The 23136-nt window shown below is 60.4% G+C and carries 17 protein-coding genes and 1 pseudogene; 13 read left to right on the top strand and 5 right to left on the bottom strand.

Annotated elements, in window-relative coordinates:
- Nucleotides 1-73: 73 nt before the first annotated feature.
- A complete protein-coding gene (locus tag BN2475_RS06095; RefSeq protein ID WP_094778663.1) occupies nt 74-829 on the bottom strand; it encodes a TetR/AcrR family transcriptional regulator in 756 nt (251 codons plus the stop codon).
- A 446-nt stretch (nt 830-1275) separates the two neighbouring features.
- Between BN2475_RS06095 and BN2475_RS06090 the strand changes: the two genes are divergently transcribed.
- From BN2475_RS06090 to BN2475_RS06050, 9 genes are all read left to right on the top strand, one after another.
- Nucleotides 1276-2346 (top strand): VOC family protein, encoded by a 1071-nt coding sequence (locus tag BN2475_RS06090; protein WP_094778662.1) that lies wholly within the window; start codon nt 1276-1278, stop codon nt 2344-2346.
- 35 nt (nt 2347-2381) lie between these two features.
- Nucleotides 2382-3338, top strand: coding sequence for a fumarylacetoacetate hydrolase family protein (locus tag BN2475_RS06085; protein ID WP_094778661.1), 957 nt, complete (start codon nt 2382-2384; stop codon nt 3336-3338).
- Nucleotides 3335-5344, top strand: a complete 2010-nt coding sequence (locus tag BN2475_RS06080) for an acyl-CoA synthetase (RefSeq protein ID WP_094778660.1) — start codon at nt 3335-3337, stop codon at nt 5342-5344. The genes BN2475_RS06085 and BN2475_RS06080 overlap by 4 nt, the downstream gene beginning before the upstream one ends.
- A 114-nt stretch (nt 5345-5458) precedes the next feature.
- Nucleotides 5459-5698 carry a hypothetical protein gene (locus BN2475_RS06075; protein ID WP_094778821.1) on the top strand — a complete coding sequence of 80 codons (240 nt, stop codon included), beginning with the start codon at nt 5459-5461 and terminating at the stop codon, nt 5696-5698.
- A gap of 324 nt (nt 5699-6022) precedes the next feature.
- Nucleotides 6023-6727 carry an OmpW/AlkL family protein gene (locus BN2475_RS06070; RefSeq protein ID WP_094778659.1) on the top strand — a complete coding sequence of 235 codons (705 nt, stop codon included), beginning with the start codon at nt 6023-6025 and terminating at the stop codon, nt 6725-6727.
- Between the two features lie 227 nt (nt 6728-6954).
- The gene (locus BN2475_RS06065) at nt 6955-9933 is read left to right on the top strand and encodes a molybdopterin-dependent oxidoreductase (RefSeq protein ID WP_094778658.1); all 2979 of its coding nucleotides are present in this window, start codon (nt 6955-6957) and stop codon (nt 9931-9933) included.
- Between the two features lie 10 nt (nt 9934-9943).
- A complete protein-coding gene (locus BN2475_RS06060; protein WP_094778820.1) occupies nt 9944-10807 on the top strand; it encodes a 4Fe-4S dicluster domain-containing protein in 864 nt (287 codons plus the stop codon).
- Nucleotides 10808-10952: 145 nt separating this feature from the next.
- On the top strand, nt 10953-11618 hold the full coding sequence (locus BN2475_RS06055) for a TetR/AcrR family transcriptional regulator (RefSeq protein ID WP_094778657.1): 666 nt from the start codon (nt 10953-10955) through the stop codon (nt 11616-11618).
- 152 nt (nt 11619-11770) lie between these two features.
- On the top strand, nt 11771-12526 hold the full coding sequence (locus BN2475_RS06050) for an IclR family transcriptional regulator (protein WP_094778656.1): 756 nt from the start codon (nt 11771-11773) through the stop codon (nt 12524-12526).
- 46 nt (nt 12527-12572) lie between these two features.
- Here the strand turns inward: BN2475_RS06050 and BN2475_RS06045 are convergent, their stop codons facing one another.
- The gene (locus BN2475_RS06045) at nt 12573-13139 is read right to left on the bottom strand and encodes a VOC family protein (protein WP_094778655.1); all 567 of its coding nucleotides are present in this window, start codon (nt 13137-13139) and stop codon (nt 12573-12575) included.
- 145 nt (nt 13140-13284) lie between these two features.
- Between BN2475_RS06045 and BN2475_RS06040 the strand changes: the two genes are divergently transcribed.
- From BN2475_RS06040 to BN2475_RS06030, 3 genes are all read left to right on the top strand, one after another.
- Nucleotides 13285-14145: a fumarylacetoacetate hydrolase family protein gene (locus BN2475_RS06040; RefSeq protein ID WP_094778654.1), complete on the top strand. Its 861-nt coding sequence runs from the start codon at nt 13285-13287 to the stop codon at nt 14143-14145.
- Nucleotides 14146-14192: 47 nt separating this feature from the next.
- On the top strand, nt 14193-15716 hold the full coding sequence (gene mhpA, locus BN2475_RS06035) for a bifunctional 3-(3-hydroxy-phenyl)propionate/3-hydroxycinnamic acid hydroxylase MhpA (RefSeq protein ID WP_094778653.1): 1524 nt from the start codon (nt 14193-14195) through the stop codon (nt 15714-15716).
- A gap of 121 nt (nt 15717-15837) precedes the next feature.
- Nucleotides 15838-17106, top strand: a complete 1269-nt coding sequence (locus BN2475_RS06030; RefSeq protein WP_425435478.1) for an MFS transporter — start codon at nt 15838-15840, stop codon at nt 17104-17106.
- Between the two features lie 64 nt (nt 17107-17170).
- On the opposite strand, the gene BN2475_RS06025 is transcribed toward BN2475_RS06030, so the two are convergent.
- Both BN2475_RS06025 and BN2475_RS06020 read right to left on the bottom strand, forming a co-directional pair.
- On the bottom strand, nt 17171-18466 hold the full coding sequence (locus tag BN2475_RS06025; protein ID WP_094778652.1) for an NRAMP family divalent metal transporter: 1296 nt from the start codon (nt 18464-18466) through the stop codon (nt 17171-17173).
- 130 nt (nt 18467-18596) lie between these two features.
- Nucleotides 18597-18845 (bottom strand): annotated as a pseudogene (locus tag BN2475_RS06020) (ParB/Srx family N-terminal domain-containing protein); the annotation flags it as partial.
- A gap of 388 nt (nt 18846-19233) precedes the next feature.
- Between BN2475_RS06020 and BN2475_RS06015 the strand changes: the two are divergent.
- Nucleotides 19234-21123 (top strand): beta-galactosidase, encoded by a 1890-nt coding sequence (locus BN2475_RS06015; RefSeq protein WP_094778651.1) that lies wholly within the window; start codon nt 19234-19236, stop codon nt 21121-21123.
- Between the two features lie 44 nt (nt 21124-21167).
- Here the strand turns inward: BN2475_RS06015 and BN2475_RS06010 are convergent, their stop codons facing one another.
- The gene (locus BN2475_RS06010) at nt 21168-23129 is read right to left on the bottom strand and encodes an alpha-amylase family protein (protein ID WP_094778650.1); all 1962 of its coding nucleotides are present in this window, start codon (nt 23127-23129) and stop codon (nt 21168-21170) included.
- Between the last annotated feature and the right edge of the window lie 7 nt (nt 23130-23136).

The following is a 23136-nucleotide window of genomic DNA, read 5'->3' as shown; positions in this document are numbered from 1 at the left end:
CACGAAAGAGAGCGGTAAACGCGTCGTCTTTCCGGTGAGGAAGGGCAAGATGATTACCCCGTTTTCACCGGCCTCAATTTTCCTCGACGGCTTCCTCAACGACGGGCAGTGCACGCGTAGCAATCTTTTCCGCCTCCGCGCGTTTTAGCCCGAGCGTCTGCAGCAACATCGCTGCCGTGCGCTCTGGAAAGTGCTCACCGCTGAAGCCGAGTTCTTTCAGCACGCCCGCCGCGCTCGCGCCAGGCACAACAAAGTTCAGCTCCGCCGCAATGGCACAGAGGACGGTGCCGCCCACTGCAAGAAATCCGATAAACGGGTCCGCGACAACGAACCGCTTCGCGGCAATGCCGTTGCCGATGTCGCGCAGAAGCCGTTGCCCCAGCCCGCGGCTCATCGCGCGCGCGGAAAACCCTTCACGTATCAGAAAACGTCCCCACACGGGATCACGCCGCGCACGCAGGACAGTGTGGCGCACGGAGACGGCGACCACTTCTGCGGGGTCGGAAATGCCGCCCGCAAGGCGATCAAGCATGTTCGCGAATTCTTCAAACACGTTATCGACGAGCGTCGCGTAGATCGCCTCCTTCGACTCGAAGTGATTGTAGAACGAGCCAAAGCCCACGTCGGCGGCCTCGGTGATTTCATTGATCGCCACGCCCTCCATGCCCTTTTCGGCCATCAGTCTGAGGGCGGCGTCGAGCAGACGGCCACGCGTCTCACGTTTGCGGCGCGCACCGCGCGGCTCTCGCTCCTCGACAACGGGCTCAGGGGCGGCGGGCGCCGCAACCGTGGAACGCTTGACTGCCCGGCGATTTGTCGTGGTTGCCATGATGGATCCTGATTTGGTCATATCTCACAGTATAGATTCGAACGTCTATATTGACAAAACTATCAGCGATGAGTTTAATGTCATTAACGGCACCGAGGGCCGCTCTAACCAAAACACATGGAGTGACTGTGGAGACAGCAACCAGAAACGGTGCCGCGCCCAGCGGCCGCCGGCATCACCTTATTCGTCCGCCCACCCGGGCATCAGGACCCGCCATCCGTATCGCGCCGGCGTATTGTCCCGCGGGGGAAACAGCGAGCGTTCATCTCGTCGCATGGTGTGGCGTGAGAGGCGTCCGGCGGGTCCGCGCAACTGCCCACGATCTTCACAGTACCGTCGGGAACCGCCTCATTGGGCGCGAGCATCTTCTGCCGCTGGATCACCCCGCCAGCGCGCCAGCGCTCGAAGCCGCATCAGCCATCGCAACCGCCTGATTACCTTCCGCCATGAAACTGACTACTGCACAGCCGGCTCGTCATCCTCATCCAACGGCGAAAGCGACTGCATTGGCCTATCTGATATTTGACCGGCCAGACCTCGAGCAAGCCGAACATTTTCTCAATGACTTTGGACTCCAAACCGTCTCGCGCGGCGACGCGCTGCTGCTTCTTCGTGGTACCGGGCCTTCGCACTATTGTTATGTCGTGCGCAAGGCGTCGAAAGCACGGTTTGTCGGGTTTGGCTTGCAGGTTGCCAGCAGGGGGGAGCTCGACGCACTTGCGAAGCTGCCTGGCGCGTCGGAGGTCGAACGGTCGGTGCTGGCGGGCGGCGGCTACGTGGTGCGACTGATAGACCCTTCCGGGTTTCGTGTCGACGCGATCTGGGGCCAGGCGCCAGCATCTACCTTGCCGCATCGGCTGCCGTTGCCATTCAATTCCGTCGACGCCACCGTCCGCATCAACGGTACGCAGCGGCCGCCCGAGCGCGCGCCAGAGATCATCCGGCTGGGGCACGTCGTACTCGAACTCGCTGACTATCAGGAAACCTGTGCGTGGTACACGCGCCATTTTGGTTTTATCCCGAGCGACGTGCAGGTGCTTCCCGATGGCTCGCCTGTTGTCGCGTTCATGCGTCTCGATCTCGGCGACAAGCCGGCCGATCACCACACGCTTGCACTTGCACAGGGCTTTGTCGCGACCTACAGCCACAGCGCCTACGAACTCGTTGACGCGGACGCGGTCGGTATGGGCCAGCGCGTGCTGCGCGATAACGGATGGACCCACGCGTGGGGCATCGGCCGGCATATCCTGGGCAGCCAGATCTTCGATTACTGGCAGGACCCGTGGGGTGACAAGCACGAACACTACTGCGACGGCGATCTGTTCACGTCCGACGAGCCGACGGGGATTCATGCCGTGAGCCGCGAGGCGATGGCGCAGTGGGGACCGACGATGCCGCGCAGTTTCACCAAGCCCAGATTGACGCCTGCAAGCATCGCCGCGCTGATCGCCAATCTGCGCCGCAGCCCCGACCTCACGCTGACCAAGCTGAGGACGCTGGCGAAGATTTTTGCCTGAAGCAACCCCTCTTCATCGAATCCGGAGATCGACAAATGGCAGTTCACGTTCTGCATTACCTGCACCAAGGTCGCCCCCAGTGGGGCGTGATCGCTGATGGCGCTATCACACCGGTTCCCGGCGAGTTCAGATCGACTGCCGGGTTTATCGAGGCCAATCCGGTCGAGCGGCTGCTCGTGCTGGACGGACCGAGGATTCCCGAGCCGGACGTGCAGTGGCTGTCGCCTGTGACCGCCAACCAGCAGTTCATCTGTCAGGGCGCGAACTATCGCCAGCATATGATCGAATCCGGCATGGACCCGGACGTGAAGAAGTTCAACATGATCTTCACGAAGGCAACGAGCTGCATCGTTCCAGCCAACTCCCACGTCGTGAAACCAGACGCGGTGCGGTTCCTTGACTATGAGATCGAACTCGGTCTCGTGCTCAAACGCGATATCACGTCCCGTGAAACGGTCACCGACGAAAACCTGCATGAATACATTGCTGGCGCTGTGATCGTCAACGACTATTCCGCACGCGATATCCAGATTCCGCAGATGCAGTTCTACAAGGGCAAGAGCTACCGGACTTTTGGCCCTGTCGGTCCTTACCTTTGCCTGCTCGAGAAGCATGACATTCCGAAGTTGAAGGAGCTGGTGCTGACGCTCACGGTGAACGGTACCGTCCGCCAGAATGACACCACTGCTGGCCTCGTCTATGGCCCGGCAGAGACCTTGACGGAGCTTTCAGGTGTACAGAACCTGCACACCGGTGACCTGCTCGCAACGGGCACGCCGTCGGGTTGTGCACTGAGCATTCCGTCACCCCTGAAGCAGCGCGCCGCAGCGATGCTGCCAGAAGCGGAGAAATGGCGGCTTTTCCTGAAGATGCAGGAGGAGAGGCCACAGTACCTCCAGGTAGGGGATGTCGTGGAGGCACAGATCGTCAGCCACGACCGCTCCATCAATCTGGGCGTCCAGCATAACGTCGTTGTCGAAGAGGCAGCATGAAAGGCGTGGCAAACGTAGACGATATTCGGGCCATCGAAACGCAAGGACAACTGGCGAATCTACCTTCGAGTACCTACGAGATGATCTGCCGGGGCGCCGCCATTAATCCATCGGCACCGGCGCTTTCGTTCTTCGTAACAGCCGACGATTACGCGAGCCCGCAGCGCTGGACGTACAGCGAACTGGTGCGCGACATCACGCGCACTGCAAACATGCTCTCGCGACTGGGCGTGGAACGGGACACTGTCGTCGCCTATGTGCTGCCGAATCTGCCAGAAACGCACTTCGTTATCTGGGGAGGCGAAGCGGCGGGGATTGTCTGCGCGATCAACCTAATGCTCGAAGCGGAAGCCATCGGTGAGCTGCTCAATGCCTCAGGCGCCAGCGTACTCATAACACTCGCGCCGTTTCCTGGGACTGACCTTTGGCAAAAAGTGCAATCGGTGTTGCCCAAGGTCTCCGCCTTGCGGGATCTGGTGCTCGTCAATCTGGCCGACCGGATTCCGGGAGAAAAGGGATTTGCAGCCCGGATGCTGCAGCGTGGCGAGAGTGCGAGGCTGCATGGCGAGGGCGGTGTGCAAAGCGCGGTTCCAGCGCAGATTCGAATCCACGACTTCAGCGCCGCAATCGCGAGCGAGTCCGGCGTCGCGCTCAACGGCCCGCGTCGGATGAGCATCGATGATCTTTCGTCGTGCTTCTGCACGGGCGGCACCACGGGACTGCCGAAGATTGCGATGCGCCGGCATGGCAATGAGGTGGCCAATGCGTGGAACGCGGCTCAATTCTTCGGCGAAAGCATTGGTCCGGGGAAAACGATGTTTTGCGGATTGCCGCTTTTTCACGTCAACGCCGTGATGGTGACAGGTCTGTTGGCATTCTCGCGTGGTGCCCACGTCGTCCTTGGCACACCGCAAGGGTATCGGGGTGAGGGCGTTGTAAAGCGCTTCTGGGAAATCGTCGAGCATTACCGCATCAACTTCTTCAGCGGTGTTCCAACGCTCTACGGGTCACTGCTGGACGTTCCGGTTGGCGAGCACGATATCAGCTCGCTCGAGTATGGTCTGTGCGGCGCCGCGCCGATGCCGGTCGAACTGCTTCGCACTTTCCAGCATCGTACAGGGATAAGCATCCTTGAAGGCTACGGTCTCACCGAAGGTACCTGCGTTAGCAGCGCTAATCCACCGCTTGGGGAGCGCAGGGCCGGTTCGATTGGCCTTCGTCTGCCTGGACAGGCGATGAAGGCAGTGGTGGTCGATGAAACCGGCCGTTATGTACGGGATTGCGTTGCGGACGAGGTGGGCCAACTGGTGATCTCCGGCCCGAACGTGTTCATTGGCTATTCCAGGCCCGAGCAGGACAGTGGGATCTGGGTGGAGCTGTGTGATGGCGAGCGCTGGCTCAATACCGGCGATCTCGGGCGCTGCGATGCCGACGGCTACTTCTGGCTCACCGGCCGGAAGAAGGAGCTGATTATCCGGGGCGGACACAACATCGACCCGGCTGGAATCGAAGAAGCACTGCATCGCCATCCTGCGGTCCAGATCGCCGCAGCAGTAGGGCGTCCCGATATGCACGCGGGCGAACTGCCGGTCGCTTATGTCCAGCTAAAGCCAAGCGTGACAGCAACCGAAGCAGAATTGGCCGAGTTTCTGCGTGCCGAGATCAGCGAGCGCGCCGCGTTTCCGAAGGCCATACGGGTCGTCGATGCGATGCCCCTGACGGGCGTCGGCAAGATCTTCAAGCCAGCGCTGAAACGGCGAGAAACGGCGGACGCGCTACGGTCGGCGCTCGTGGAAGCTGGCGTCAAAGATGCGATCGTTAGCATTATTGAAGACACCTCACGCGGGATTTCAGCTCACGTCGAACTCCTCAGCGCTGAGGCCGAGGAATTGGCGGGTTCCACGCTTGGGCGCTTTCCGTTCGCCTTTTCGCTCTCCGTCCCGGCGACTCCACAAAGCAACCGTGAGAGCGCCACAGCGATTGAGACGCCCAGCGGGCGGGAGTGACGTGACTCCCGGGTCGACGGCACGTTCAGTCGCGCGTACGTGCCCCGATGTCGCGCCAATACGGCTTATGTCATCGGTTAGCAGCTAGAGCAATGGTTTTGGTTGGGGAAGAAGATGGATATTGGATCAGAAAGGACCTTGCGTTCGCTTGTTGCAAAATGGCTTGCACCAACTTCTGAGACGCCGGTGCGGGTTACCCGATTTGGTCGCGGCCAGTCGAATCAGGCGACCTATGTACACATCGAGCTACTTTTGCCGAAAGGGCCGGTTGGGCTGTTTTTCTTCCGGCACCGCGACGGTTCGTGGCGCGTGTTCCCGCCTGAGGGTGAGCGGCCGGTGATGCGCGTTCACTAACGTGCCGGGCAATTGAGGAACACTGGCAACTGCACCAAAGGCAAAGGGACGTGTAACTGGACTGCTTTAGTTCAGGGAACGATGTGGCAGGGAGGACAGAAAGCACTGCAAGGATGGGAGCGAATCGTGTCTGAACATTCAGTATAACTACTTAAAAAGTCGGCTAAGTAATTGTGGGGCGCGGTCTGAACATATGAGGGCCGACACAACGATCCGGAGCGAAGTGAGCGGATCGTTACAGCTGTGTACACGAAAAAAATAGTTAGCCAACGAGACAGGAGAAGACACTTGAGGAATTACAGAAGAACGGTTCGCTCTGCCGGTATGGCAGTTTGTATCTGCTCGGCCGCGCTTGCTGATAGTGCGAATTCTCAGACGGCTGGAAGCTTTACTCTGGCGACAGGGTGGCTTCACGTCGCGCCACAGAGTAGTGCAACACCGCTCACCGTGGAAAGCGTTGGTGGAATCACGGTGAATCAGCAACTACCCGGTACCGGGGCGCACGCGAGCTCCACGGACACGATGGGAATTACCACCGAGTACTACGTCACCGACCACATCGGCGTCGCCACACTCATTGGCCTCCCACTGACAGTGAATCTGGTTGGTGATGGCACGCTCGCGAAGTATGGAACCCTCGGGTCGACGCGACCGATACCGCCCGCTATCGTCCTTCGATATCACCTGTTTGAGGCACAGTCGAAATTCCGTCCTTTCGTCGGATTGGGCGTGAACTACACGTGGTTCACACAGGTTCGCACAACTAATAGTCAGTTTGTCACTGATAACCTTGGCCCAGGCGGGTCGGCGCAGGGATCACTAAGCTCATCCTGGAATCCGGTATTTGAGATCGGGGCATATTACGCGGTCACAAAACATTGGTCAGTCGGAGCCGCTGTCGGTTACGTTCCCGTAAAAACTCACCTTACGCTGGACGGCACGACGGCTAATGGCACGCATATCGTTTCCCGATCGACGATCCGGATCAATCCCGTTAACGTTTTCCTGAACATCGCCTACACGTTTTAGCCCGTGCGAATAGCGTTCGCCGGGACCCGACATGGCGGCAGACGTTCAACCAAGCAAGAGATACCAATGCACAACAAAGAGGTCGAAAGCGGCTCTTCGAGCCACGCTGATCACGCACGCTCCGATGTAACAACGCGTTGCACGGGTCCGTTCAATCGCGCGGGAGTAACGGTCGAGCATGCCTCTATGCCATCTCTTTACAGCAACGTCTCATTTCGGGTGGAACGATGAAACGACAGGTGCTCAAATCCATTCTGTTTGCGTTGCCCAAAGTGCTCGAGCTGACGGCGCGTCGTTTCCCTGAATATCGAGAGCGCCTCAAGGAGCGCGATCTGGTCGCCTGGATCGGGCTGATGGATCGAAGCCTCGGTCGCGTCATTGAGATCAGGGACGGCCGCATCCGGTCGTGTGCGTGCAAGCATCCGCAAGCCGACGTCTGCATGCTATTCAAGGATGTCGCCACCGCCCTGAAATTCCTTTCGCCGAGTCCGGATCAGGCCGAAATCATCCATGCCGCGAAAAATTTCAAGGTGGTCACAGAGGGCGACGATGAGCTGCTGGTCTGGTTCATGCAAACGCTGAGCATGATGCAAACCGTCAGCCTGCCGATGGGCACGCCCGTGCGGGACGGCACGCGCCGCTATACCACCTGCACGAACGGTGGCCCTTTGTTCGTCTACGTGAAGGATGAACGCATCGTTCGCGTGACGCCTATCGATCTGGATAGCAAGGATGCTCCGAGCTGGGAGATCGAGGCGCGCGGACGCCGTTTCAGCCCGCCACGGCGCGGCCTGGTCGCGCCGCACGCGTTGGCGATCAAGTCGCTCGTCTACTCGGACAAGCGCATTCTTCATCCGATGAAGCGGGTCGATTTCGATCCTGATGGGGAACGCAATCCGCAGAACCGTGGCAAGTCCGGCTATGTGCCGATCAGCTGGGACGAGGCGCTGGACATCGTCGCGAAAGAAATCAACCGGCAAAAGCGCGTTCACGGTCCCGGTTCCATTACATTCCCGATGTCGTCGCACCACCAGTGGGGCAATATCGGCTACTACCTCAGCGCGCTCACGCGCTTTGCCAATCTGATTGGCTTTACGCGGGTCGCCGCGAATCCGGACAGCTGGGAAGGATGGTACTGGGGCGCCATGCATCACTTCGGCAACTCGATGCGCGTTGGCGTGCCGTCCGGCTATGGTGGTATCGAGGATTGCCTGAAGGAAGCCGACATGATCGTTTTCTGGTCCTGCGACCCGGAAAGCACCAACGGCGCCTATGGCGGGTTTGAAGGTACGCCGCGGCGTCTGTGGGCGAGAGAACTGGGCATCGAGTTCGTCCATATCGATCCGCACTGCAATCCGACCGCGCAGTTGCTGGGCGGCCGCTGGGTTCCCATCCGGCCGCAAACGGATGCGGCCCTCGCCACCGCGATCATGTATGTGTGGCTCGTGGAGGGGCTATACGACAAGGACTACGTCGCTAGCCGGACGACCGGATTCGATGAGTGGGGGGCCTATCTGACAGGCAAAACGGATGGCGTACCCAAAACTCCCGAGTGGCAGGAACTGGAAACTGGCGTGCCCGCCAAGGACGTTCGCGCCCTCGCGCGCCTGTGGGGGAACAAGAAGGTCTATCTTGCCGTCGGGATGACGGGCGCGGGATTCGGTGGGGCGGGACGCGGTGCGACGGGAGCCCAATGGGCGCGCTGCATGATCATGCTGATGGCGATGCAGGGCTGGGGTAAGCCGGGCGTGAATTTCGGCTGTCTCGAGATCGGCGTTCCGCACGATCTGCACTTCTATTTTCCCGGCTACGCGGACGGCGGCATGTCGGGCGATCTCGCGTGGACCGCGAATGCGGTGAACAACTATCAGCGCATGCCGCACATCCTGACCATGAATCCCGTCAAGCAGATGGTCCCGCGGCAGCAGCTACCGGATGCGATCATCAACGGCCACGCAACGGGCTACCTCTGGGACGGCATGTCCCAGGAAGCCCAGTTCGCGCCGTTCAGCTACCCGATGCCGGGCTATTCACCGATCCACATGATCTATCGCTATGGCGGGTCTGCGTTCAGCACGGTCACGAAATCCGGACGCTGGGCCGACGCCTACCGGCACCCGAGCATCGAGTTCGTGGTCAATCAGTCGATCTGGATGGAGGGCGAGGCGCAGTTCGCCGACATCATTCTGCCGGCGTGCACGTCGCTGGAACGATGGGACATCGGCGAATGGTCGAATTCCGGCGGCTACGCGCATCATGGCTATAGCACAGTCAATCATCGCATGATGACGCTGCAGCACAAATGCATCGAGCCTCTGGGCGAGTCTCGCTCCGATTACGACATCTTCACCGCGATTCTGACGCGTCTCGGCCTTGGCGGCGTGTTCACCGAGGGATGCGGCGAACTCGATTGGGTCAAACGGGTGTTCGACTCGTCCGATCTGCCGGATCACATTTCGTGGCGTGAGTTTTGCCGCAAAGGCTATTTCGTCGTGCCGCCCGAAAAGCCGGAATTGCGACATCCAGTGGACATGCGGTGGTTCGCGGAAGGCCGGCGCAAGGACTTGCAGGAACCGCATCCGCTGCCGTCGCAGTACGCCGAGAAGTTCGGCATGGGGCTGCAGACGCCCAGCGGCAAGCTCGAGTTCGTGCCGGAATTGCTGAAGCGGCACACCGCCGACAACCCGGAGCGGCCGCCGCTGAACCGATACATCCCGTCCTGGGAGGGGCTGCGCTCAGAACTGGCTCAGCGCTATCCGTTGCAACTAATCGCTACTCACAGCCGGTACAGTTTCCACACGCATTGCGACGGCAAGAACTCGTCGGTCAACAGCGTCGAAGATCATCGCGCGTTGATTGGCGGGCATCGCTTCTGGCTGCTGCGGCTCGGCCCCGCCGACGCGGCGGCCCGGGGCATTGCCCAGCGCGATCTCGTCAAGGTCTACAACGACCGGGGCGCCGTCATCTGTGCGGCTGACGTATCGCCTCTGGTCACCGCCGGTGTGGTCAAGTCATACGAGGCGAGCGCCGAATTCCAGCTGATCGAAGTAGACGGCGAGCGCGTTGAAATCGGCGGATGCATGAACATGCTCACCCCTGATCGGCCCCAGACGGCGGGCACGAGCAGCATGAGCCCGAATTCATGCCTCGTGCAGATTGAAAAGTGGAAAGGCGCCGATGCGTTCATGCTCGGTCGCGCAGCGTGAGGAGCACACAATGAGCAAGTGGAATCTGGTTATCAAGGTTGGGCAATGCGAGAACTGCCAGAACTGCGTCATCGCCTCGCGAGACGAGCACGTTGGCAATGATTTCCCCGGTTACTCCGCAACTGCCGCGGCCAGTGCCGAAAGCCCCATTCGCATCTTGCGTCGCGTGCAGGGCCATTCCCACATGGTCGAAACAACGTACTTGCCGGTGATGTGCAATCACTGCGATGAAGCGCCATGCATGCGAGTGGGCGGCGACGCAATCCGCAAGCGCGCCGACGGCATCGTCATTATTGATCCGGACAAGGCACGAGGCCGGAAGGACATCGTGAAGTCCTGTCCGTACAAGGCGATAGTGTGGAACGAGGAACTGCAACTGCCGCAGACCTGGATCTTCGATGCGCATCTGCTCGACCAGGGTTGGCGGCATCCGCGATGCGAACAGGTTTGCCCCACTGGCGTCTTCGAGACCGTCAGGCTCGAAGACGCAGCGATGGCGGAAAAGGCCCGGCGCGAAGGGCTCAAGGTTTTGCGGCCCAATCTGGGCACGAAGCCTCGCGTGTGGTACGGCGGTCTCGAACGCTGGGAAAGCTGCTTCGTAGGCGGAAGCGTCAGTGCCCGGGTGGGAGGCGTCGTTGAGTGCGTCGCTGGTGCCGCGGTTGTCCTGTATTCGGGCGATCAAAGGGTTGCGGAAACTGTCTCTGACGCGTTCGGCGATTTCCGGTTCGGCGGTCTCGCGAAAGGTAGCGGCATCTACCGGATCGGAATTCGTCATGCGCTGGGCAACGCGTCGCGCGAATGCGAGGTGGGAGAAAGCGTGTACCTGGGCGAAATCAGCCTCGTGCAGTCGACCAGCGCGGTCGAGGCCGCCTGACGCCGCAATCAGTTGTGTTTGCCTGAGACGGCAGACCGCTGGTGCGGTCGCTGGCTTCAGGCAGGCACTGAGTTGAGAAACCGCCATCTGACAGGCTCGCCTTCTTCGGCGAACGCAGACGGTGACTTCACCACCAAGCTACGCCATGAAGCCCGAACGCCTGACACACGCGCGCAGAAAAGAGCAGACGCGGGAGCGCCTGTTTGACGCCGCACGAACCATTTTCCTTGAGAAGGGTGTGGCCGCGACGAGCGTGGAAGACATCGTTGAGGCGGCCGGTTACACGCGTGGCGCGTTCTACTCCAATTTCCGCGGCAAACAGGAACTGCTGACTGAACTGTTGCGGCGCGATGCCGATGAGGCGCGGGCGAATCTGCAGGCCATCATGGAAGAGGGCGGCACGCCCGAAGAAACGAGAGCGCGCATGATCGCCTACTACAGCAGCGACTACCTTGAAAGTGATTGTTTCCCGCTTTGGGTCGAGGCCCAACTCCTCGCGTGCCGCGACAGCGCGTTTGGGGAGCGTGTTGATGCGTTCCGGCGCGAGAAGCTTCTACAGGTCAGTGCCTGCATACGAACGCTGCTGGTGGATAGCGACAGCGCGTTGCCCCTGCAGGTGGACGCGCTCGCGCTTGGCCTGGTGAGCCTGTGCGATGGCATGCAGTTCTTCAGGATGTGCAATTCGCAGACGGAAACCGACCAGGCGATTCAATCCGTGCTTGTGGAATTCGTTTCGTGGGTACTGTGGCGACAGCGGGGAAAGACACGCGTCGAAGGGCATCCTGCGAGCGCGACAGCGTCGTGCATCTGAACCGTTGAATGAGGTGGCAATGAATCGCGATAGCAACACGTCCCGCAACACCCATATTGAGCGCGGCATTAACCACGGCATGAAAGCGGCATCCCGCGGCCCCCGACATCGCAGTCGGTATAATCGGTTACCCAAATCGCGACCGGATTCCGATGTCAAGCATCGCAAAACTACTGTCCATACTCGAATTGTTTTCAGAGTCGCGACCGTTTCTGTCCGCCGAGCAGGTTGCGACTGAACTGGATTGTTCAGTGCCAAGCGCCTATCGCTATTTGCGGGAACTGGTTGAATCCGGGATGTTGTTGCGCTTTGTTGGCGGCGAGTACGGTCTGGGTCCGCGCATCATCAGGCTTGACTATCAACTACGCGTGTCCGATCCGCTGCTCAAGGCGGGGCAGCCCATCATGCGCGAACTCGCCGGACATTCCGGCTTCGACGTTGTGATGTCCCGATGGTATGGCAACGAGCTGGTCGACACGCATCGGGAAACCCACGACACGAGTCTCGATCTGCGCTATGGACGTGGACGGCCGCGGCCGTTGTTCCTGGGCGCGGCTCCGAAAGCCATACTCTCCACGTTCCCGAAAGCGAGGCTGGCCATCTTGTTCGAGCAGCACGCTGCAGAGATCACCTCGAGCGGACTCGGCAACTCGCTGGAAGCCTTCCGGTCCAAACTGCTTAAAATACGGCGCGCGGGATTCTATCTGTCGAATGGAGAACTGGAAGAGGGTATATCGGCAGTTGCCTCCCCGCTCTTCACTGACGACTCGGGTGAAGCAGTGGGTGCGCTGGCGCTGGTTGTGCCCAGTCACCGCCTACAGCTTCTGAACCTTGATCGGCTTGTCGAAAGTGTCAAGGAGGCTGCAGCGCGCACCTCCTCGCGCGCACGGGCTATCATCGAACGCTAAGGCGGGTTGGCGCAGCAGCCCCTACGTTTTGTTGCGGACATCGGCATTATGCAATGCCCATGCGCTTCGCCATTTCGGCTACCCATTCCGCTCGTGGACGGAACCCGGGCAGGCCTCGCGCGTGGCGTTCGACTGACGCCATCAGTTCTTCGTCTGGCATCGCGAAATCAACGGGAACTCTCATTGGCTGGTCGACATACCAAGGGGTGTCGATAAAGATTTCCAGCCGATTGCCTTCCGGATCCCGCGCATAGAAAGAGATTGCATTGCCGTGCGTAACGGGCAGGATCTCTTTCATTTCCTCTTCTACAAAGCGTTGATGAAAGCGCTTCAGCGTGGCAAGGCTGTCCGCCTCGAGAGAGATCTGGTTGATCGGATTGAAGGACAGATCTTTGGGCCGTCCGCTTGCGAGCACTATCTGATGATGGATCGCAGGGTCGCGGCTCAGGAAGACGAGGCTCACCTTGCCATGTGGCGTATCGAGACTACCCCGATCCGTTACGGTGAACTCGAGTACGCGCGTATAGAAATCCTCCACCCTGACCATGTCGTTGACGTAGAAACCCATGTGGCTGAGCGAAAGCCCGGTTCGCCCGGTGTTCGACGGTGTCATGACGCCTCCAGTAGTAGTGATAAACTCTGATAGAAAATGCCTTGTTGGCCGCATTTATCTCAGTATATTATCAATATACGATAAATACAGTAGAAACTATGCGCAGACGATCGCGTAAAAGCCAACCTTTTATCAGCGGAGCATCATGAAACTCATCAGCTTTTCCACGTACGAAGGCCGGTCGTTCGGCGTGGTCCACGATCAGTCCGGGTCGGTTTTCGACCTTCGTAAGCGCCTTGACGGGCGCTTCACCGACCTGAAGTCCCTCATCGCAGCGGATGCATTGCTCGAAGCACAAGGTGTTATCGGCGAAGGCAAGAAGGGTGACTATCCGCTGGCCGAGGTGACGTTTGAGCCTGTGATTCCGAACCCTGACCAGATCTTCTGTGTGGGGCTGAACTACGCGGAGCACGTCACGGAGACAGGTCGCGAGACGACCGAAAACCCGGTTATCTTCATGCGCCTGCCTGCCTCGCAGGTTGGTGCCGGTCAGCCGATGCTGCGACCGCCGGAGTCCACTCAGTTCGACTACGAGGGGGAGATCGCCGTCATCATCGGTCGCGGTGGCCGCCGCATCACAGAAGCCGATGCATGGAAACACATCGCCGGCTACAGCTGTTACAACGACGGCTCGGTGCGCGACTGGCAGCGTCACACAGGGCAGTGGGGTCCCGGGAAGAACTTCTACCGCACCGGTGCCTTCGGCCCCTGGATGGTCACAAGCGACGAAATCGAACCCGACGCGACCATGACCCTCGTCACCCGTCTGAATGGCCAGGAAGTGCAACGGGCCACGACCGACATGCTGATCCACGGTATCGCAAAACAGATTGCCTATCTGTCCACCTTCACACCCCTTTTCCCGGGCGATGTCATTGTGACGGGCACACCCGGCGGTGTCGGCGCAAAGCGCAATCCGCCGCTGTTCATGAAGGCGGGTGATGTCGTCGAAGTCGAAGTCGACCGCGTCGGCATTCTCCGCAATCCGGTAGCCGACGAGTCTTAAAGCCTGTCCATCTGGGGCGCGAGGCGCCCCGGTCATTGAGGATCAACATGGCACAACCAACAGATCGCACCCGCTCGTGCGAATACGACGTCGCAGTGGTCGGCCTGGGCCCGACGGGTGCAACGCTCGCGAATCTGCTCGCCCTGGAGGGCATGAAGGTTCTGATACTCGAGCGGGACGCCGATATCTTCGCCCTGCCTCGCGCCGTCCATTTCGACGCTGAGTGCATGCGTGTCTTTCAGACGATGGGATTGTCCGATGCACTGCTGCCCAAGCTTTTCGTCGGGCCGGGCATGAAATTCATCAATGCGGATGGCAAGCTGCTGATCGACTGGCAGCGCCCGACCTGCATTGGTCCACTCGGCTGGTGTGCCAGCTACAAGTTCCATCAGCCGGATCTCGAGCGCGCGTTGCGCGCACGACTCGCAGAGCACGCCAATGTCGACATCCGGCTGCGTCACGAAGCGTTTGCGCTTGAGGAGACGGTCGACGGTGTGTCGATCCGATTCGAAGACACGAGCTGCGCAAAGCTACGACATACGACCGCACGTTATGTCGTAGGGTGCGACGGCGCCCGGTCGATTGTCCGACGTTTTATGGGCACCGAACTGGACGACCTGAAGTCGCATGAGCGGTGGGTCGTTGTGGACGTCTTGCTGAAGACATCGCGTCCGGATCTCGGGGACTACTCAATCCAGTATTGCGACCCGCGCCGGCCTGGAACGTATACGCGCGGGCCGGGCAACCGGCGACGGTGGGAGCTGATGGTCATGCCTGACGACGACACAGCCAGCTTGCAATCGCCAGAATGGTTGTGGGACAAGCTCTCCCGCTGGATTACCCCTGACAACGCGACGATCGAACGCTCTGCCGTCTATACGTTCCATTCTGTGGTTGCAAAAGGTTGGCGCAACGCTCGGTTGTTGCTGGCTGGGGATGCCGCTCATCAAACGCCCCCATTCATGGGGCAGGGAATGGCGGCAGGCATCCGGGACGCCAGCAATCTGGCGTGGAAGCTGTCGACCGTGATACGCGGTGACGCCGAGGACAATCTTCTCGACACGTACGAGGCAGAGCGCTCACCGCATGTGCGCGAATTCATCGAGACAGCGGTCGAACTGGGCGCGGTGATCCAGTCGCGTCCGTGCGGTCAGACGCCGTCGGACGAGGAGGCCACGACAGCGATACGCAACTTCGTCACACCGCAACCGAAGTTAGGCGAGGGCGCGCACCTTGGTCGGCACGATCCTCTCGCGGGCAACATCGCACGACAACCGCGCATGAGCGATGGCCGGCTGCTAGACGATAGCGTCGGCTACCGGTATGCGCTCATCGTCACCTCTGAAACTCGTAAAGAACACCCGGAACTCGACGATCTGTCGGCACTCGCGGATGTCGTCGTTGTGGACGATGATGCGCCTGCAATTCGCGAGTGGCTCTCCGAGGTCGACGCTGCGGCCATCCTTGTGAGGCCGGACCGTTACATCTACGGTATCGCCCGTGGCGCCGGTGCCGAGCTGCACGCACTGCTGTCTCATGCATTTCCTCAACTGCTGCCTGTGAACACATGATTCACACACGCTCATAGACCTCAACCCATCAATTTGGCCGGAGAAGCCAAATACATATCTGGAGGAGTCGGTGAAAACTGTTCACGTTGCCGCGTCGCCCAATCATGAAACGGCGCACAGAATGTCCCGTGCGCAATGGAAGATGATTCTGATCGCGAGCCTTGGGGGCTCGCTCGAGTTCTACGATTTCATCGTGTATGGCTTTTTTGCCCACTATATCGCCGAGCAGTTCTTCCCGAACACCTCGTCGATGGTGAGTTTGCTGTTCTCATTCTCAGTGCTGGCAATCGGATACGTTGTCCGCCCACTGGGAGGCATAGTCCTGAGTAGCTGGGGCGATCGTTATGGACGTCGCCCGGTCTTCCTGGCGTCCATTGTCGTCGTGACGGCTGCAACGATCTGTCTGGGTTTGCTGCCCAACTATCAGAGCTGGGGCGTAGCGGCATCAATCACCCTCATTTTTCTTCGCACCGTGCAGGGCTTCTGTGTGGGGGGAGAAATGCCGGGCGCAATTACCTATGCCGTTGAAGCTGCGCCAAAACGAGCAGGGCTGGCAGCAGGCGTCATTATCTGTGCGGTAAACGTTGGCGTGCTGCTCGCAACGCTGGTCAATCTCGCCATCCAGTCCTTTCTGTCGAGCGCGGATGCTGCTGCATACGGTTGGCGTATCGCATTCCTGTTCGGCGGACTCTGCGGAATCGTGTCGTACTGGATGCGAAGGAACCTGGATGAGTCCCCTGAGTTCGAAGGCATGCGCGGTGCAGTAGTGAAACAGCCGTTTCGCGAGACACTGCGACACCATGGCCGACAGGTTTTAGCGGGCGTGATGGCAATCGCCGTGATGGCTGGCGTCAACGGGATCCTCTACGGGCACATGCCAGCTTTCCTTGTGCAGCAACTGCACTATGCGCCGCGTACCGCTGCGCTGGCCCAAAATGCTTACCTCATCGTCAGTTCCGTCGGGCTGTTGTTTGCGGGCTGGCTTGGCGACAAGATTCCACGCCGCTATGTCCTTCGTGCGTCGGCCGCTCTGCTGCTTTTACTGAGCTACCCGTTCTATGTTGCCTTGAGCACGCATAGTGCCAATCTTGTGCTGCTGTTCATCGGCGCTGCGCTCGTGTTTTCGCTGGCGAGCGGCACCTGGGCAGCCGTTCTGGCAGACCACTTCCCGGTGCAGATCCGGTATAGCGGCATTGCACTTTCCTACAACGTCGCGGTCGTGGCGTTCAGCGGTTTTGCCCCGCTGCTGGCGACCATGCTTATCCGCGAGACCGGTTCCCTGGCGGCACCCGCGCTCTATGTAATCGCGGCTTCTGCAGTGACGTTGCTTGCGGGAGCTTTCGCGCCGGCGCTCACCAGGATATCTCACGTGGCCCAGCAGGCGAACTGAGTACTCATAACGCGCGCTAACCGGGCCGTGCTCGAAGGCTTTTCCATTGTTCGCGCCCGCCCACCTACCACGGAAAAAACATGGCGACGGCCGCGATAGCCATCACGGCTGTTGCGAGCCAGCCCCCGATTCGCAACAGCCCCGCTACTGCAAATTTTCCCATCAGGCGACGACTTGTTCCCATCAGCATGACGACGATCATGACCGGTACGGCAGCCAGCCCGTTGATGACAGCGCTCCAGTAAAGCGCCTTGACAGGGTCCAGGTTGAAGAAGGTTATCGCCACCCCGCCGATGGTCGCCGCAGCGATGACCGAGTAAAACTGGCGGGCGAGCCTCAAGCGCAGCGCAAGACTGCTGCGCCATTGGAACGCACCCGCCGCGCCGTACGCCGCGGATCCGGCCAGAACCGGCAGCGCAAGCAACCCCGTTCCCACGATGCCGGCCGCAAACACGAGCGAAGCCAGCTGGCCCGCGATGGGCGCGAGCGCCTTTGCCGCGTCGGCGGAAGTATGGATCGCGGTGTGCTGTGCATGCAGCGTCGCGGCAGCCGTTAGCATGATAAAAAACCCCACGCCATTCGAAACCCCCATCCCGATCCACGTGTCGGCGGTAATCCTGTCGATTTGCCGGTACGCCCTCAAGGACGAGAGCCACTTGAGCGGGCGCTCGCCGGGCTTCGACCGAAGTTCCTCGACTTCCTGCGAAGCTTGCCAGAAGAACAGATACGGGCTGATTGTCGTGCCGAAAACAGCGACGACCATGGTGAGATAGTCGCCCGACAGCTGCGGGCGCGGCCGGATCACGGAAAGTCCGACCTGGGCCCAGTCAACCGGCACCACAAAGGCTACCGCGACGTACGCAAATAGCACGAGGGTCAGCCATCTGAGAAAGCGCGCATAGCTGTCGTAGGGCACGCATATCTGGAAGATCGTCGAAAGCACGCCGAAGGCGACGACATACAGCTTTTGCGGGCCCCGCACGAGGAGATGGATCGCCGCGCCCATCGCGGCGAGGTCTGCTGCAATGTTGATGGTGTTCGCAACGGCAAGGAGCAGGACCAGTACGATGACCAGCCATCTCGGTCCGAACATGCGCATGTTGGAGCCGAGGCCTTTACCCGTGACGCGTCCGATGCGCGCGCTGATCATCTGGATGGCGACCATCAGGGGATACGTTAGCAGCAGCGTCCACAAAAGCGTGAAGCCGAATTGCGCGCCAGCCTGCGAATAAGTGCCGATGCCGCTCGGGTCGTCGTCTGCGGCGCCTGTAACCAGCCCGGGTCCAAGCCGGGACAGCCACGAGCGCTCATTGCGATCGGTGACTGCGAGTTCGGGATCGAGCTTTTCGTTGTCGGACACGTGGCCACTCCTTTCCCATATCAACGGCAATCAGTCATCGAAGCCCCAGCAGATTTCGCTGGAAGGCTCCTGCTAGTCACGCGGGACCACGACCGCTGGTCGCTTACCGGCGAAATCGTCAGGCGCAACGAAGCGCCCTGACGAGCACGACCGGAACCGACTTGATATTCGCGTGCCAGAGCGCGGCGGCCACGTGATGATGATCGATTGCAAAGTGGGTGTCGTCGGGACCGTAGACGATGGGTATTGGCTTCTCAACGATAGCCATCTCCAGGTCGTGACCACTCAGTGCGGTGTAATGCTCGGTCTTCGCGCGCACCTCCCGCGCACCGTGGGTCATCTGGGTGGGACGCAGCTGTTCGATTTTTAGCGTGATCATGCCTGTCTCCTGTGTCGACCAGAGTTGGCGCTTTAGCGCCTACTCTGGTCCCATGCAAGATGGTTGCTGCTCGCGGACGTCGTTATTGCGTCGCGCGGAAGGCCGCGTCGACGATGTCTTGCCGTTCGTACGACGCCTTGGTCCTTCGCAACTTGCGTGCCTGGGAGTCAGCGGTGAGCAGGTCCAAAGGAGGTCGAGCCAGACGGCAGGAACAATCCGTCCGAGCGATGGTACGGATGGTGTGCGGGCATTCGCACACGCGCGGGTCAACTGACATTGCGGCCATATCGCGGTATTGGGTTCGCGGCCGCGACTTCGCTGCTTTTCGGCGCCGCGCAAGGCGACGTGGTAACTTCTGCGCCACGCTCGCAAGCTTCGAGGAGGTCTCATGCCCACCCACAGCGAAACATCCGCAGCCGACATCCCGGCCCAGACAGTCAGAAGCGGCCATGTCTTTTCCTTCAGCCAGGAGGGCGCCAGCTTCCTGCTCGACGGCGAGCCTTTCCAGATTCGCAGCGGGGAGATGCATCCCTGCCGCATCCCCGCCGAGTACTGGCAGCATCGCATCCTGATGGCCAAAGCGATGGGGATGAATTGCATCGCCCTCTACGTCATGTGGAATTACCACGAAACGAGTCCAGGCACTTTCGATTTCCGCACGGGAAACCGCGACATCGAAGCATTCATTCGACTCTGCCAGCGGGAGGCGATGTGGGTCTTGCTGCGGCCGGGCCCCTATATCTGCGGTGAATGGGACCTGGGCGGCATTCCGGCGTACCTGTTGAGCTATCCGGACATCCAGCTCAGGACCGACTCCGCTACCGATCCTCGCTACATGTCGGCGGTCGCTCGTTACATCGGGGAACTGAGCCCACGCATCGAACCACTGCTGGCGAATAACGGTGGGCCGATCCTGATGATCCAGATCGAGAATGAATTCGGCTCGTACGCCAGCAACCCGCCTTACCTCGAAGAGATACGGCAGCTCTGGCTTCACGCAGGGATACAGGGGCCGTTCTATACCGAAGATGGCATCAGGCAGCTTGAACAGAATCGCACGAACGTCACTGGTGGAGCGATTGCGTTGAGCAACGGCGATGCAGAGCAAATCGCGGCCGTCCGGCGCGAATTTCCGGCGGTACCGGCGATGGCGGGTGAAGTGTACCCCGGGTGGCTCACCCATTGGGGCGACGAAACCTTCAAAGGGTCGTCAGTTGATCTCTCCATCACGCTGGACGCGCTCATGCAACAGAAGCTGTCCTTCAACCTCTATGTCATTCACGGCGGCACGAGCTTTGGCTTCTATGCGGGCGCCAACGTGGATGCCGCTTCAGGCGAATATCAGCCCGACATTACCAGCTACGATTACGCGGCGCCCATCAGCGAGCAGGGCGTGGCGACGTCGAGATACATGCAGTACCGCCGCGTCATTGCGCGCTATCTCTCGACGCGGTTGCCGGATATACCCGACCCCGTCCCGACGATCAGTCGCGAAGGAGGGCAGGCCTTGATGCCTGAACGCTACGCATCCATCTGGGATAACCTGCCTGCCGCGCTCCCGATCGCGCAGACCGTCGACCCGCTGCCGTTCGAACGGTACGGCCAGGCGTTCGGTTTCGCGCTGTATCGCACGAAACTGCACGGCTATCGCGGTGGTGTGCTGGATCTCAGGAACGTCCACGATTACGCGACCGTTTTCGTCGGCGAGCAATACGTGGGAGGCGTATCGCGAGCGTTGGTGCCGGAGCACTGCGCGCGGCCGCTGAATGTCACGCACCACGCGCCGTTGACCGTTCCGCCTGTGTCGTCGTCGACGCATAGTGAGGTGTTGTTGGATATCCTTGTCGAGGGCATGGGGCGTGTCAATTATGGCTACCCGATGATCGACCGCAAAGGCATTGTCGAACCGGTCACGCTGCAGGATGCGCAAGGTTCGAGCAACACGCTCACCAATTGGGAAGTCTTCCCGCTGCCGATGGATACCGCGTTCATCGCGAACTTGCGCGCCGTCTGCACGAATCCCCGCAAGGCCGGACTGTTCTTCAAGGCAATTTTGCCGCTCGATACGATCGGCGATACCTATCTCGACATGAGTAACTGGACCAAAGGCGTGGTCTGGGTCAACGGACATAACCTGGGCCGCTACTGGAATATCGGTCCGCAAAAGCGCCTGTATTGTCCTGCTCCGTGGCTGAGGCCGGGTGACAATGAGGTCATCATCTTCGATCTGCATCAGTTGGAAGCGGGACCGGTCGAACTGGCGCGCACGCTATCGTAGAGAGTGCACCGAGGCCCACGCCGGACATCCACGAGCAGCCCGTTTTACGCCGCGTCACCGGCCGGGATCAGTTCCAAGGTAAGGACTTCGAACGGTGCGAGTGCAATAGTGTGTGGCCGGTCCGCCTCCAGCAACGGCGGAAAATGCGAGGCATGGCCGGGCCATGAACTGCGCGTCTGGAACCGCCGCGCCGCGCCGGCCGGCAACTCCAGTTGCCGCCGCAAATCGAGCACGAAGTGCTTCGTGCGGCTGTCGGGGTTGCGCAGCGTGATGATCGCCTTGACCGGCGACCATGCTGCCCAGCCGTATACATCGAGTTCATCCGGCGCACCGCCAATCCAGTGGCTGTCGCGCAGCACGTCGGCGTTCGCGCGGGCCCATCTGGCAGACTCGGCGAGAACATCCCAGTCGCCGGCGCTCAGCAGCGGCGGCGTGATGTACAGCTCCTGCAGTTGTGCGCCACTGCCGAAATACGAGTGCACTTCATGTGCAAAGTCCTGACCCTGGGCGGTGTTCAACCGATCGTTGTGCCGTGCGTAAATGATCCCGTGAAGCATCAGCGAGTTAAGCGGAAACAATGGACTCCTGACTACTACGTTGCGGTAGGTCTGTGCGTCGCGGTAGGTGATCCAGCGTTCCCGGTTGCTGCCGACGCCGTCCAGATCATCATCCTTGCCGCCGCGCCAGATCGAGTCGGCGTGGCGCAGCCAGAATGGCGATGGATAGGTGCCGACGGTGAGGTTGATGAAGATATCGGGCCTCGCCTCGCGGATGTCCTCGATCAGCTGGATCGCGGCGTCCCAGTCGCTGCTGAAACGGCTGTCCGGAACCACCTTGTCGGCGTTGCCCAAACCATCGAATTTGAACTGATTGATGCCGTGCTGCGTGAGCAGTTCCATCACGGCCTCATGAAAGCGTCGATAGTAGTTCGGCCCGCACAGCGCGAAGCAATCGTCGATGGTCTCGTATCCAGCGGCGCGGCCCCGCGTCACGCGTTCCTGCCGCGTCAGGCCATAGCCGCCCCACGGCGATAGCCAGACGCCCGGCGATGCACCGTATCGCGCGGCGGCGTCGCGCAGCGGCACGAATCCATGCGCAAATTCGTTGCCGAAATGCCAACTGCCGCTGTAGTCGTCCCAACCATCGTCGAACAGGAAGGAGTCGAGTTGTACGCCGCGCCTGTCGTGCAACTCGCGGCCGATCTCCTCGATGCGTTCGAGCGCTTGCTGCTGCGTGTACGGCGTGAGGTAGCCGATGTCGTACCAGCAGTTGTAGTGCAGAAACGGGCGGTACGGATGGGCTCGTTCGCGTTCGAGATAGGCCGCGAAATCGCGGCGTAGCTGGCTGTCGCGCGCTACACCCGCCACTGCCGACACGACACTGGTCTTGCCCTTTTCCAATGGCAAGGCCCGCGACAGATTGAACCTGACGGCGTCGCCGCGTACCTGGCTTTCCGACAGCGGAGACTCGAAACCGAGGTAGACATTGCCAGCGATCACGGGCGTTCCCTTGAAATCGCCGCAGGTTTGCGCACCCGACGCCCGCGTTTGCAGCAGCGAAACGGTGGCGATGTGCAGGTCCTCGCTGAGCGCCGTCATTGTCACTTGCAAGCGCAAGTACTGCGAGCCTTCGCGTTGTTCGACGCTCCACTCCACCCGCAGGCGACCCTGTTCGTCGCCGAGAATCGCACGTACGCGTCTGCCAGCGATCCGCTCGGCCAGTCGGGACGCCTTGGGATTGGCCGTCAGGACTTCTTCGTGCAGCGGCGCGAGCAGCTTCAGATCGGCAATGCCGAGTGTGCGACCGTCGGCCAGCGATAGCGCAAACGGCGCGGTGACCGGCAGCGTGCGCGCATGCACGCGGTCGGTCAAGGTGAAATCGGCCAGATGCTGATGCCTGACGGTCCAGTTCAAAGCGATCGCCGCGTTGCCGAAAGAGTGCCCGTCACAGTTCGTCTGGAACACGGGCATACCCGGATGCGTGGACACGATTTCGTTGGCGTGCATGGAATAC

This window comes from Paraburkholderia ribeironis (assembly GCF_900019265.1).
In the GTDB taxonomy this organism is placed as follows: domain Bacteria; phylum Pseudomonadota; class Gammaproteobacteria; order Burkholderiales; family Burkholderiaceae; genus Paraburkholderia; species Paraburkholderia ribeironis.
This window is presented reverse-complemented; position numbering and strand designations above follow the sequence as displayed.

Bases quoted from the DNA above. Each gene is read 5' to 3' on its own strand.
- BN2475_RS06050 (WP_094778656.1), top strand. From the start codon at position 11,771: ATGTCAAGCATCGCAAAACTACTGTCCATACTCGAATTGTTTTCAGAG.
- BN2475_RS06090 (WP_094778662.1), top strand. From the start codon at position 1,276: ATGAAACTGACTACTGCACAGCCGGCTCGTCATCCTCATCCAACGGCG.
- BN2475_RS06010 (WP_094778650.1), bottom strand. From the start codon at position 23,129: ATGCACGCCAACGAAATCGTGTCCACGCATCCGGGTATGCCCGTGTTC.
- BN2475_RS06045 (WP_094778655.1), bottom strand. From the start codon at position 13,139: ATGACACCGTCGAACACCGGGCGAACCGGGCTTTCGCTCAGCCACATG.
- BN2475_RS06015 (WP_094778651.1), top strand. From the start codon at position 19,234: ATGCCCACCCACAGCGAAACATCCGCAGCCGACATCCCGGCCCAGACA.
- BN2475_RS06055 (WP_094778657.1), top strand. From the start codon at position 10,953: ATGAAGCCCGAACGCCTGACACACGCGCGCAGAAAAGAGCAGACGCGG.
- mhpA (WP_094778653.1), top strand. From the start codon at position 14,193: ATGGCACAACCAACAGATCGCACCCGCTCGTGCGAATACGACGTCGCA.
- BN2475_RS06040 (WP_094778654.1), top strand. From the start codon at position 13,285: ATGAAACTCATCAGCTTTTCCACGTACGAAGGCCGGTCGTTCGGCGTG.
- BN2475_RS06085 (WP_094778661.1), top strand. From the start codon at position 2,382: ATGGCAGTTCACGTTCTGCATTACCTGCACCAAGGTCGCCCCCAGTGG.
- BN2475_RS06075 (WP_094778821.1), top strand. From the start codon at position 5,459: ATGGATATTGGATCAGAAAGGACCTTGCGTTCGCTTGTTGCAAAATGG.
- BN2475_RS06060 (WP_094778820.1), top strand. From the start codon at position 9,944: ATGAGCAAGTGGAATCTGGTTATCAAGGTTGGGCAATGCGAGAACTGC.
- BN2475_RS06095 (WP_094778663.1), bottom strand. From the start codon at position 829: ATGGCAACCACGACAAATCGCCGGGCAGTCAAGCGTTCCACGGTTGCG.
- BN2475_RS06065 (WP_094778658.1), top strand. From the start codon at position 6,955: ATGAAACGACAGGTGCTCAAATCCATTCTGTTTGCGTTGCCCAAAGTG.
- BN2475_RS06030 (WP_425435478.1), top strand. From the start codon at position 15,838: ATGTCCCGTGCGCAATGGAAGATGATTCTGATCGCGAGCCTTGGGGGC.
- BN2475_RS06070 (WP_094778659.1), top strand. From the start codon at position 6,023: ATGGCAGTTTGTATCTGCTCGGCCGCGCTTGCTGATAGTGCGAATTCT.
- BN2475_RS06080 (WP_094778660.1), top strand. From the start codon at position 3,335: ATGAAAGGCGTGGCAAACGTAGACGATATTCGGGCCATCGAAACGCAA.